Below are 12,242 nucleotides of genomic sequence, written 5' to 3'. Positions count from 1 at the left end.
GAAACCGGGCGATGTGCATCAATTGGAGGCAGATTGACCTCAACTGCTCCAACCGCCCGGTGCGGACCCGCATGCCGGGTGGTGTGGCAGGGGTCGGCCAGAACATCTGGTCGCCCCTATGCCGATTGACCGTATGCTTTTCAAACTCCACCCGCTCGGCTGAACTAAGCAGCACATAAGGTGTCTGGATCAGCTTATCCGGCAGGCCTAGCTTGCCAATATCGTGCAGCAGCCCTGCCACCATGATTTCTTGCCCATCCGTATCGCTTAGGCCTAGTTCGTGCGCTATTTTCCTGGCCAGTTCGGCTACACGACGAGAATGGCCGGCAATCACACCACCTCGTTGCTCAATCAGGGCAGTGAACACCTTGATGGAAGTCAGAAAGCTCTTTTTCAGGCTCTCATGCGCTGTACTCAACAAGCCCATGGTGCGCTGTACTTTTGCAGTACGCTCACGCACTTTCTCTTCAAGGCTGCTATTCAGGCTCTGTAATTCGCTATTCTGCTGCCTCACCAGCGTTTCCAGGCGCACTTTCTCGTCACGCAAAGCCTTGATCGCCAAAGCGTCTTTCACAACGCTGGTGAATTCCTCGTCATTCCAGGGCTTAAGCAGGTAACGATAGATTTCGCCGCTATTGATGGCGCGAATTGTGTCGGTAAGATCAGCATGGCCGGTAAGAATAATGCGGACCGTATCAGGCCACCTGGCCCGGACCAACGTGAGCAACTCAGCACCGCTCTGCTCCGGCATGCGCATGTCGGACACCACGAGGTCAATCGCGCTCTGTTCAAACAGGGCAAGCGCCTCGTGTCCGCTGTTGGCCGTAAGAATGCTGTAGGGGCTGCTATGAAACAGCCTACGCATGGACGACAGTATGTTGGCCTCATCATCGACAAACAGAATGACCGGCCTTACGTCTGCGGTTTTCACTTCCAGATCAGATGGCGGTGTTACTTCCATGTCAAATGACTTCCGGGTGCCTACTCATTTATTAGCGCTGCGCAGAGTATTAAAGATATGCCGTACGTGGGTAATTGCAACTCCTGGCGGCATTTAGGCTCTGCTATCCATTTGGGCCCATCGAATTAGGCATATTGTTATATCCCTCTACGGGGTATTCATTCATCCACTTCAACCACCAACCATTTAGCTAGAGTATCTTAGATGAGGGGGATTGCTGGTCTAAAGTAACAATCAGAGGCGAAGTCGCCAAGTGCACCTGGCGGACTTCAGCCCACCATTGGGGGAATACATGAACGACAAACAAACGTTACATGTACTGCTGGTTGAAGATTCAAGAACCTATGCCATGCCCGTCAAAGAATTTATTGAAGACAAGGGGCATCGCGTAACCCATTCACGATCCGGTGAAGATGCCGTGCAATGCTATTTGGAAGAGTTACCCGATGTCATCCTGATGGGTGTCATAATGCAGGGTATCGGGGGGATTGAAGCCACGCGGCTAATAAGGCAAATCAAAACAGATCGGTGGGTATCGATCATCATGATGACGTCGCTGGAGGGGACCGAATCACTGATCGAAGGTTTGGAAGCCGGCGCGGATGAGTACCTGATAAAGCCCATTCGATTCGATGTATTGGATGCACGGATACGGGCTTTGCAGCGGATTGCCAGAGTCCAGCATTCTTTGCAAGACGTCAAACAGCAATTGGTACAGACTGAAAAGATGGCGTCCATCGGCCAACTGGCGGCGGGTATTGCACACGAAATCAATAACCCTATCGGTTTTGTCTACTCCAATATCGGTTCATTAGAACGATATCTTTCTTCTGTATTCCAAATGTTGGATACGTATGAGCAGATTTCCGCCACTATGGCAGATGAGCATCAGCTCGCTCAATTGGCCAGCCTGCGAAAAGAATTGGATATTGAATTCCTCAAGGAAGATATCCCTAACTTGATTACAGAGTCAAAAGACGGCATATCGCGCGTCAAAAACATAGTACAAGACCTCAAGGATTTTTCGCATGTAGATGACAGCTTAGATTTTAAGCTGGCCGACTTACATAAAGGCATTGATTCAACGCTGAATATCGTCAGCAATGAAATAAAATACAAAGCTGAAATCATCAAGGAGTATGGTGTACTACCTGAAGTCGAATGTGTGGCTGCCCACTTGAATCAAGTGTTCATGAACTTGGCGATCAATGCCGCCCATGCAATAGGCGAAACGCGCGGCAAGATTACGATTCGGACAGGCCGCAGTAAAGACAAAGTATGGATAACCTTCTCTGACACCGGCTGTGGCATACCGAACGATATCCGGTCCAAGGTGTTTGACCCTTTCTTTACCACCAAACCCATAGGCAAGGGCACAGGGCTTGGCCTGTCGCTATCGTACGGCATCATCCAAAAACACCATGGCACCATTGAGATAGAAAGCGAAGTAGGGAAGGGCACGACATTTCATATTTCCCTGCCGATTCGGCAAACCGGGCCCAATAACACTGCTGGAAATACGCAGTGATAATACACGACGCTTGTGAGTTGCAGCGAGTAATGCGACTTAATTATGCAGCCCAGTCATTCTCAGAAAGCAGCTGTCTACGCATCTTTTTCATGGCTTACATCAAACTATATGTGGGTCGGCAGTAATGGCCCTTATGCCACCCGTGCTGCGTGAACTGTATGCCGTTGTCTATGCTTTATGGTCATCCGATGGGTATTGCCTTGAAGCCAATGCAGGCTTTTATCATTTACTGGGCAGGCAACCCGACGATGGCTTAGTGAATGCTGCATTGTGTATGACCCATCCTGTTTTTTGCGAATTATTGGAAAAACCCGCTGAAGCGGGAGACTTGCTGTTTTCTGGATTTCTCACCTTCGTCGATAGCCATGCCCATGGGCATAGCATTACCGGCAAGGTCTATCGCCGCGGCGATCATATCGAACTGATTGGCGAATATGATGTGCGTGAAAGTGAACGCTTATTTGAATGTATTTGTGCCCTCAATGGCGTACTCGCTGCTAAGCAACGTGAAATATCAAGTACGCAGCGAGCACAAGCCCGGTTGTTGGAAAAACTAAAAGCCACTCAAAGCCAATTACTGCAAAATGAAAAGATGGCATCGCTCGGCCAATTAGCCGCTGGGGTGGCACATGAAATCAATAACCCTATCGGTTTTATCGGCTCAAATCTTTATTCGTTGGAAAAATATGCCCAAGAATTGCTACAGATATTGGATGCGTATGGTGCTGCCGAATCCTTGATTGCGCAAGAGCCTCAAACACTGGCGCATATACAGCATCTCTACCAAGCTTGCGATTTCCATTTTCTACGGCAGGATATGTCGCAATTGATTCAGGAGTCTCGCGAGGGTCTGAATCGTATTGAAGTCATTGTGAACAACCTGAAAGAATTTTCATTTACTCATACCACGGGGTTTCAAACCGCGCATCTACAATCAGGGCTTGATAGTACACTTAATTTGTTAGGCCCTATCCTAAGGCAGAAAGCCCATATCAAACTTGAATATCAAGACCTACCCCCTTTGATGTGCAATCTGCCTCAACTCAACCAAGTTTTTTATCACCTATTGATCAATGCCGCACAAGCCATAGAAACCCAGGGTGTCATCACGGTGCGTACTGGCTCGCACGACGACTGGGCATGGGTAGAGGTGGAAGATACCGGCATCGGTATTCCCTACCAGAATCTGAAGCGTATCTTCGAACCCTTTTTCACAACCAAACCCATTGGTACCGGTACGGGTTTGGGGCTGGCGCTTTCATGGGGCATTCTCCAGCAACATGGCGGGCGGATTGAAGTGGACAGCACCGTGGGGCAAGGTTCACGGTTCCGGGCCATCCTGCCAATCGAGAGCAGGCCTTAACTGCAAATACGCTGGATTGCCTGCACCCGCCATATAAGGCAATCTCGCGAAGTGACAATGTCGCCGCAAGCCTGTAAACCAAGCCTGAATTACGAGATGTCAGTGAATGAGTAAGTTGAACCAATACTTGGAAGCTGCCACCCGCGAGAACACGCGGCGCAGCTACGCCTCGGCAGTCCGGCATTTCGAAGTGGAGTGGCGTGGGTTCCTGCCGGCCACGGCAGATGCCATTGCCCGGTATCTGGTGGACTATGCAGGCAAGTTGTCGGTCAATACGCTCAGACAACGCTTGGCAGCACTGGCCCAATGGCATATTGACCAAGGCTTTCCCGACCCCACAAAGGCCCCGGTGGTACGCAAGGCGCTCAAGGGCATCCAAGTACTGCACCCGGCACAAGAGAAGCAGGCAACCCCCTTACAGATCAACCAACTTCAACAAGTAGCTGCATGGCTGGATATCGCAATAAGCCAAGCCAAAACGGCTGAAGATCAAACCGCTGTACTGCGTCACACCCGTGACAAAGCCTTGTTGCTGATCGGTTTCTGGCGTGGGTTTCGCGGCGATGAATTAAAGCGGCTGAGTGTGGAATTCATCCAGCTGTTGCCAGGACAGGGAATGCAATGCTTTCTGCCGCAGAGCAAAGGAGACCGGCAGCTACGGGGACGTACCTACCGGGTTCCGGCGCTGGCGCAGCTGTGCCCTGTCACGGCTTATGGCGACTGGATTGGTCTGGCCGGTTTGACCAGTGGTCCGGTTTTTCGCGGGATTGACCGTTGGGGCAAGGTAAGCGACACCGGTTTACACTTGAACAGCTTGATCCCACTGTTACGCCGGTTGTTCACGCAGGCAGGGTTGCTGGTACCCGATGATTTCAGCAGCCACTCGCTACGCCGAGGCTTTGCCGGCTGGGCAACCGCAAGTGGCTGGGATTTGAAAACCCTGATGGAATATATAGGCTGGCGGGACGTAAAGTCGGCGATGCGCTATATCGACGCGGCCGACCCGTTTGCAAACCAAAGCATGGCGGGCTATCTCGTGGCCACGGCGCAATAGCCACGGCCACACGCCAAGCCCCCCATTAGCTAATAGCCTGGCCGACTTCAGTCCACAACAAAGCGGCCAATCTGCGCATTCAACCCCAGCGACAACGTACTCAAGCGCTTTGCCAGGAAGTTGGCCGACGAGACCGAGGCATGATTCTCTTCGCTCATCTGGGCGATCCGTTCCACATTCTGCGCAATCTGGTCTGCCGCTACTTTTTGTTCTCGTATGGCATCGGCAATTTCAGTCAGGGTATTGACCGTGCTGGTCGATCCCTTGCGTATCTGGGCCATAGCCTCCGCCAGTTCACGCGCACATGCCACGCCAGTGTCGATTCTGCCGCTGGCGTCCAACATGCGCTGGCTGGCGCTGTCCGTATCGCGCTGAACCGTGGTGATCTTGCTGGAGATATCGATCGTTGCCGTGGTAGTGCGTTCAGCCAACTTGCGTACCTCATCCGCCACCACCGCAAAGCCACGGCCTTGCTCGCCGGCACGTGCCGCCTCAATGGCGGCATTCAGTGCCAATAGATTAGTCTGATCAGCAATGTCTTTGATTACACGCACAATGCCGCCGATCTCATCCGAGCGCGCATTCAGTGCCTCAATCGCGGTCGCTGCTTCGCTCAAGGCATCGGCAATATGGGCAATTTCATCTGCCGTGCGGCCGGCCAACTGCTGACCTTCCCCTGCCTGGCTAGCCGCATGATTGGCATCGCGTTTTACACTGTTCGCACTTTCCGACACCACGGCAATGCTGACTGTCAACTCTTCAATTGCCGATGCCACGGCAGCCGATGCAGCTGCTTGTTTACTGGAAGCGGTAGCGACTTGCTCCGAGATGGTATTCATTTCGTTGGCGGAGGTCGCCACTTCCTGAGCGCCCGTACGCGTTTCAATTACCAAGCTACGCAAGCTGTCCAACACACGACGGAAGGCATTCACGGTATGGCTGACTTCGTTGTTGCCCGAACTGGGTATGGCGACCGTCAGGTTATTGCCATCTGCTATCTTGCTGGCAGCAGCCTGAGCTTCATTCAGCGGCTGCCGAATGGAATGGGCGACGTAAGACGCGATGATGACGCCCACCAGAATCGCCAAGCCTGCCTGCACCCACAGTGCCTTTTCAGTGCTTGCCTTGCTGGCGGAAAGCTCATCCGTTACGTGGCCTGCACGTTCTTCGGAGTCTTTCACTATCTGGGTCAGGGTTTCTTCCATATCGTGCACAACGGGCTTATATGCCCCCATAGCCTTATTGGCGTCATTGGTCGTGGTGAGTGTCTTGCCAAGCTCTCCGCTGACTTTGACAAACCCATCGCCATATTTATCTATGTGACTAACCAACGCGGAAAGGCGGGTACGGGCTTCTGGCGGGGTAGTGGGATTGCTGAGCAAGACTTCAAACTGTTTCAGACTGGCTTTGGCCTTTTGAAAGGAGTCATCCCACTTCTCGCGGTACTCTTTGACCTTTGCGGATGACTCCACATTGATGAAACAGTCTTTCTCAAACCGACGCAGATTACCCATGTGATAACGGGTGTTACCTGCAATGCTGTTCATTGCAATATCACCCGTCACCAAATCTTTGATTTTTGAATACTGACCTTGTACGCCCAGCGTACCGGTAATGGCGACGGTTACCATCAATACCAGTAAAAGCGCAAAGCCAATGCCAATACGCAAGGCGAAACTAAGGTTTTTCATGATGGGGCTCCACGTCGCCCAAGATTATTAGCTTTGTTATCTTTGTGCCAAGGAGGGCAGGAACCTTGCACATGTGTTGCCCAGGCCGGGCATTACGGCCGCTCGTACATTGAGTTATAGACAGAATTGCATGCCGTGGTTGGCTCAGGCATCGCCAACATTTGCTAGAATCCTTGCCTTCTGGAAAACCTGGATTTCATCTTGCGCATCTCGCTTGCCCCTATGGAAGGCTTGGTTGATGCCCCATTGCGCGCCGCACTCACCCGCATTGGCGGCGTGGATTGGTGCGTCACCGAATTTGTACGCGTCACGTCCACGTTGCTACCACCGCGTTATTTCAAGCGTGTCGCGCCAGAATGGGCCAACCACTGGCATACACCGGCCGGGGTGCTGCTCAAACTGCAACTGCTGGGGTCGGACCCTGTTTGCCTGGCAGACAATGCCGCCAGGGCGGCTGAATTAGGCGCACCTGGCATAGACTTGAATTTTGGTTGCCCGGCCAAGACGGTAAACCGCCATCGGGGGGGCGCGGTGCTATTGCAGGAGCCTGACTTGCTTCATGCCATCGTGCGCGAAGTGCGTCGTGCCGTGCCGGCCTCCGTGCCGGTTACTGCCAAGATGCGACTGGGTTACGAAAACACCGATCTGGCGTTGGACTGTGCCCGTGCACTGGCCGATGGCGGCGCTGCCGAGCTGGTTGTACACGCCCGCACCAAGTTGGACGGTTACAAGCCACCGGCGCATTGGCATTGGATTGCGCTTATCAAAAAAGCCGTATCTGTGCCGGTCGTTGCCAATGGCGAGATATGGACAGTTGAAGACTTTCTGCAATGTCGCCGGGAATCGGGCTGCGAAGATTTCATGCTCGGCCGGGGGTTGGTGGCCCGGCCCGATCTGGCACGGCAGATTCGCGCCGCTGTCGCCGGCCAGCCCGCCGATGTGGTGGAGTGGTCTAACATGCTGCCGATTATCGGCGAGTTCCATCAGGGGTTGATTGGCCAGGGCGCGCCGACTTATGCACCCGGACGCCTCAAACAGTGGCTGGGTTATTTGCGCCGGAGTTACCCGGAAGCCACGGCACTGTTTCGTGAAATCCGTACCCAACAACAGATGAATAGCTTAGAACCAGTCTAAAGTCTTGCGAGCTAAGGCAAGATAAGGCGAAAACAGCCGAGGAAGCGAAGCTCACACAGGGTAAATGCGCATTCCGAGGATGTTTTCAACACCATATTGCCAATGCACAGCAAACTTTAGACAAGTTCTTACCCGCTTAACGGTGACTGCCTTTGGGGTCCAAACCGGCCTTGCCATGACCCATACCCCCGATGCTCATCCATGCCTTAACTGCGGTGCTTGCTGTGCCGCTTTTCGTGTTTCCTTCTACTGGGCTGAAGCATCAATGCGTAGCCTACCGGATGCGATGACCGAAAAAGTAAACGACTGGCACCTGTGCATGGCCGGCAGCTGGGCGCGCCAGCCGCGTTGCGTGGCACTGGAAGGTGAAGTAGGGAAGGCAACACGCTGCAGCGTTTATGATGCGCGTCCCAGCCCCTGTCGTGAAGTCCAACCGGGCGACAGCCAGTGCACGGCCGCACGGAATAAGCATCAATTACCACCGCTCATACTGAGCCAAGTAGCCCGATCCATTTTTCAACCGCTTGCCGAGGCAGTCAGAAGCAATGAGTGACATTCAGGAAATCGCCCCCTATGAGCAACTCGGTGGCGAGCTTGCCGTACGCCAATTGGTCAATCGCTTTTATGAAATCATGGATACCGACCCGGTTGCAGCCGGCGTCCGAGCGATTCATCAACCCGACCTGACCGAGGCTGCCGAGAAATTATTCCTGTTCCTTTCAGGCTGGTTGGGTGGGCCACCTCTATTCGTGGAGAAATTCGGCCACCCGATGCTCCGTGCGCGTCATCTGCCGTTTCATATTGACGAACGTATGCGGGATGAATGGCTGTATTGCATGTACCAAGCTATGGATGAGCAGATTGGCGATCAACCCGCATTGAAAGCCCATTTGGAACAGGCGTTTATGCGTACCGCTGACTTCATGCGCAACGCAAGGTGAGAGTTGTCCTGTTCATAGCACTTTGACATACGGAGCCTTTAAGAAACTCAGGAGGCTGGTCTCGGCTGCAAAGTAAAAGCTATAGACGGATAGGATGTCTATAATTATTAGGAGAATACCGATCCGGAGCGCGTTATTGTGCTTGTGCGCCTGCTGCTTTCCAGCCTACTGCTCATCAGTCTACCGGTAGTGGCCGCACCTTGGCTGGTCGCAAGCGATGAAGCCTTTCCGCCGTATGCCTATATCGACCCGATCACCAAGCAGCCGGCGGGGATGGATACCGAAATCGTCCGCGCCATCATGGACACCATGGAACAACCCTATGAGATAAAGCTCTACCCATGGGAGCGGGTAAAGAAAATGCTCGAATTCAAGCAGGTAGACATGGCCTACCAATTCGCCGGCACACCGGAACGAGCAGCCCAGTATCACCTGGTCGGGCCTATTCGACATGGCATCACCATCCTGATGGCGCGCCGAGACAGCGCGATTAGTTACCAGTCGCTGGAAGACCTGATGCCCTATACCGTCGGGACGGTGTTCGGATACTCGTATACAGAAGCATTTGACAAAGCGCCACTGAAGAAAGATTCGGGGGCGACGAACCCGCAGCAGCTGATGCAAAAGCTGATTGCCCACCGTGTAGATGTCGTCATTGGAGATAAGGCTCAGCTTTTGTATCTGGCGCGGGAACTAGGCGTAGAGAGGGATGTACGTACGGTTGGCAAGCCCCTGGCCGAGGTGCCGCGTTACGTGGGATTCCCTAAGGATGAGCAAGCCAAAGCGTCGCTATTTGCCGAAGGTCTGGAAAAATCCCGCCGCGACGGCACGTTGGAAAAGATATTGAACAAATGGCAGTAGACACCCCAACCATTTAGAACCTGTTTACAGATTCTTAGGCATAAGCACTGATCAGGGTAAGGGGATTACGTGCATCGCTGGCGGTCTGGTAGGTTTGTTCTACCTGGTCCGAGCGCTTACTTTGCGCAGCGTCCTGAACAGTGTTCTCTGCCTTCACTACCGTCTCCTCCTCGTCAGCAGCGCCTCCACCCTTCGCCATATCCTGCTGTGCCGACAATGCCAGATTTCGCGCCTGAGCCGCTACAGCCCTGTCCGCACCAGAGGGGTCTTTAGGTGCAAGTGCGGCACGCTCTATGGTTTTGGCTTTTTCGAGCGTTTCTGCCGGGGTGCGGCCCGGTGAGACATCAATGCTCACCTCTCCACCAATGGCGTAGTTCACGCCATCCGGGCCACGTTGGTAGGTATAGCTGGGACCGGAAGTGGCCAACCCACCTGCCGCGCTCATATGGGCAAGTTCATGCTGGCGTACCGCCCGATCACGCGCTTGCAACTGGCGAACCTGGGCGATTTCCTCTTCTGACAAGTCGGTGTCGTTTTTCTTGCCGCTTTGCGCCTTGCCGTTGGTAGAGACAGACGCACTGGACGTGGTTTCCAACGGCTGGGCGGGGCTGCACAGAGAACAAGTACACCCCGGCGCATGCAATGACATGCTGCTGTAAGCCATCGAGGCGCTACCGCCTGCGGAAACCCCGGAGACACTCATGGGTCTATTCCAATCATGCTGCGCGATGTAGACACGCTTTGCCTATGCCAGTTTACCCTTGCCATGATGGCGGCGACATGCCGAATATCGTGCAAGTGTTTGTTTTCACTAATTATGGACCCTGCAATGCAATATCTGTCATGACGCCTTTGCCCAGGCTCGCTAAACTGTCCCTCGTGCGCCGCTTTTCTACTCATTTCCCCGCTTGCTTGCTTACCCTGTTCCTGGCTCTACCGGCCGCCGCGACAGGGGTGGCTTACCGCGTCGAAATTGATGCCTCTTCTTCGTTCGAGAAGCTACTTCAGGAGAACCTGGGCATCATTCGATGGCGGGGCAGTGACTATATCGACCGTGAGCAGTTGGAGCGCCTGTATGAGGCCACCCCTCACGAGATCGAGAGCCTGTTGGCCCCGCTGGGCTATTTCAATCCGCAGATTACCGCCAGCATCACGCCCGAAGGTACCGGCTGGCTCGTACGCTTCAAAGTGCGCCGCGGCAACGAAACGCTGATCCACGATGTGGACTTGCAGGTTGAAGGTGCAATCCGGGACGAACCCGATTTTCGTCCACGTTGGGCAGAGCTTATCCAGGTTTGGCCGCTGCCCATTGGGGCGCGGTTCACCCAATCGGATTGGGACGCGGCAAAACGGCGCGGTTTGCAGGCATTGATTATTGACCGCTTTCCCACGGCAAAAATCAAAGACAGCAAGGCAGAGATCGACCCCGATCGCTCCGCGGCGGAATTATCCGCGGTATTTGATTCTGGCCCGCGCTTCACCTTTGGCCCACTCGAAATCAACGGCTTGAAGCGATATCCGCGCAAACTGGTCGAGCGCATGGTGACCTTTTATCCCGGCGAAGGCTACAGTCAGCAGAAACTGCTCGATTTTCAAAGCGCCTTGCAAAACACGCCCTATTTCACCTCGGTTTTCATGGACATGCCGCTCGACGCCAACCAACCGATTGATGTCCCGGTGCGCGTGGATCTGGTAGAAGCACCACCGCGAAAAGTGGATGCCGGTCTCGGTTTCGATACGGACAAAGGCCCGCGTGGCAGTCTGGGCTATCGCTATACCAATATCCGTGGCCTGGGATGGATAGGCACGACCGGGCTTGCGCTACAACGGGCAGAGCAAAGTTTCAATTTAAAGATTGAGTTACCACCCGATAAGAAGCGCTACATCTACTCCAGCGCTTACAATTTTGAGCACAAGGATGTCTCGGGGCTGGATACGTTGACGCACACCTTAGGGATACAACGCGCCCGCAAGCATGGCGACATTGAAGTTACGCAGGGTCTGCAATACACGATGGAGCAAGCCAAATACGCATCGGCGGATAACCGTGCGGAAAAAAAGAACCTCAACCGGGCATTGATTCCCTCACAAACCTGGACCCGACGAAATCTCGACAACCCCAACGACCCACGTAGCGGCACAGTAATGAGCTGGCAGTTGTCCGGTGCAACACGGGCGCTGTTGTCGGATGCAGACTTCGTGCGTGCCTATGGCCGTATCGCCTGGTACCACCCAGCGGGCGAGCGCGGACTGTGGCTATTACGGGGCGAAGCGGGGCAGGTAGTGGCGGACGATTCACAGAATGTCCCCATCAAGTCGCTATTTCGCACAGGGGGGACCAACTCAATACGGGGGTACAAATTCGAGAGCCTCGGTGTCAACGACGGCACCACCGTATTGGGCGGCCGGGTAGTGGCCACAGGCAGTGTCGAATACCAGCATAAGATCGTTGGCCGGTGGCGCGCTGCCGTATTTACCGACATGGGCGGCGCGGCCCAGGACTGGACCGACTTTAAGGCTTATCACGGTTATGGGGTGGGCGTACGCTGGATCAGCCCGGTCGGCCCATTGGCGTTGGATGTGGCGCGTGGGGTAGAAGCTAAACGTACCCAGCTGCACTTTTCGATGGGTGTGGGATTCTAAGGACCTGCCTAAAGTCTCGCGAGCTAGGGCAAGATAAGGCGAAAACAGCCGAGGAAGCGGAGT

Annotated in this window: 11 protein-coding genes; 8 read left to right on the top strand and 3 right to left on the bottom strand. The window is 54.0% G+C overall.

Annotation, left to right across the window (positions count from 1 at the left end):
• Nucleotides 1–961 (bottom strand): response regulator (locus tag CSQ89_RS09670; RefSeq protein ID WP_143747065.1); only part of this gene is annotated, 961 nt, incomplete at its 3' end.
• 292 nt (nt 962–1,253) lie between these two features.
• On the opposite strand from CSQ89_RS09670, the gene CSQ89_RS09665 reads away from it, so the two are divergent.
• The 3 genes from CSQ89_RS09665 (at nt 1,254) to CSQ89_RS09655 (ending at nt 4,909) form a co-directional block, all read left to right on the top strand.
• Nucleotides 1,254–2,489 (top strand): ATP-binding protein, encoded by a 1,236-nt coding sequence (locus tag CSQ89_RS09665; RefSeq protein WP_139022880.1) that lies wholly within the window; start codon nt 1,254–1,256, stop codon nt 2,487–2,489.
• A 136-nt stretch (nt 2,490–2,625) separates the two neighbouring features.
• Nucleotides 2,626–3,855, top strand: coding sequence for an ATP-binding protein (locus CSQ89_RS09660; RefSeq protein ID WP_222103425.1), 1,230 nt, complete (start codon nt 2,626–2,628; stop codon nt 3,853–3,855).
• 106 nt (nt 3,856–3,961) lie between these two features.
• Nucleotides 3,962–4,909, top strand: coding sequence for a site-specific integrase (locus CSQ89_RS09655; RefSeq protein WP_099405952.1), 948 nt, complete (start codon nt 3,962–3,964; stop codon nt 4,907–4,909).
• A gap of 47 nt (nt 4,910–4,956) precedes the next feature.
• Here the strand turns inward: CSQ89_RS09655 and CSQ89_RS09650 are convergent, their stop codons facing one another.
• Nucleotides 4,957–6,600 (bottom strand): methyl-accepting chemotaxis protein, encoded by a 1,644-nt coding sequence (locus CSQ89_RS09650; RefSeq protein WP_099405951.1) that lies wholly within the window; start codon nt 6,598–6,600, stop codon nt 4,957–4,959.
• A gap of 201 nt (nt 6,601–6,801) precedes the next feature.
• Here CSQ89_RS09650 and CSQ89_RS09645 point away from each other — a divergent pair, with 201 nt between their 5' ends.
• From CSQ89_RS09645 to CSQ89_RS09630, 4 genes are all read left to right on the top strand, one after another.
• Nucleotides 6,802–7,734 carry a tRNA dihydrouridine synthase gene (locus tag CSQ89_RS09645; RefSeq protein ID WP_099405950.1) on the top strand — a complete coding sequence of 311 codons (933 nt, stop codon included), beginning with the start codon at nt 6,802–6,804 and terminating at the stop codon, nt 7,732–7,734.
• Between the two features lie 175 nt (nt 7,735–7,909).
• Entirely contained in the window at nt 7,910–8,287 is a 378-nt protein-coding gene (locus tag CSQ89_RS09640) for a YkgJ family cysteine cluster protein (protein WP_099405958.1), read from the top strand.
• Entirely contained in the window at nt 8,280–8,675 is a 396-nt protein-coding gene (locus CSQ89_RS09635; protein ID WP_099405949.1) for a group II truncated hemoglobin, read from the top strand. The genes CSQ89_RS09640 and CSQ89_RS09635 overlap by 8 nt, the downstream gene beginning before the upstream one ends.
• Before the next feature lie 138 nt (nt 8,676–8,813).
• On the top strand, nt 8,814–9,536 hold the full coding sequence (locus CSQ89_RS09630) for a substrate-binding periplasmic protein (RefSeq protein ID WP_158228955.1): 723 nt from the start codon (nt 8,814–8,816) through the stop codon (nt 9,534–9,536).
• A gap of 34 nt (nt 9,537–9,570) precedes the next feature.
• Here the strand turns inward: CSQ89_RS09630 and CSQ89_RS09625 are convergent, their stop codons facing one another.
• Nucleotides 9,571–10,239, bottom strand: a complete 669-nt coding sequence (locus CSQ89_RS09625; protein WP_233203040.1) for a putative metalloprotease CJM1_0395 family protein — start codon at nt 10,237–10,239, stop codon at nt 9,571–9,573.
• Nucleotides 10,240–10,379: 140 nt separating this feature from the next.
• Between CSQ89_RS09625 and CSQ89_RS09620 the strand changes: the two genes are divergently transcribed.
• Nucleotides 10,380–12,179: an autotransporter assembly complex protein TamA gene (locus CSQ89_RS09620; protein ID WP_158228954.1), complete on the top strand. Its 1,800-nt coding sequence runs from the start codon at nt 10,380–10,382 to the stop codon at nt 12,177–12,179.
• Nucleotides 12,180–12,242: the final 63 nt, after the last annotated feature.

Origin of the sequence: Chitinimonas sp. BJB300 (assembly GCF_002735695.1) — a bacterium.
In the GTDB taxonomy this organism is placed as follows: Bacteria; Pseudomonadota; Gammaproteobacteria; order Burkholderiales; family Chitinimonadaceae; genus Chitinimonas.
The sequence above is the reverse complement of the archived record's forward strand: the minus strand, read 5'-3'. Positions and strand labels throughout refer to the sequence as shown.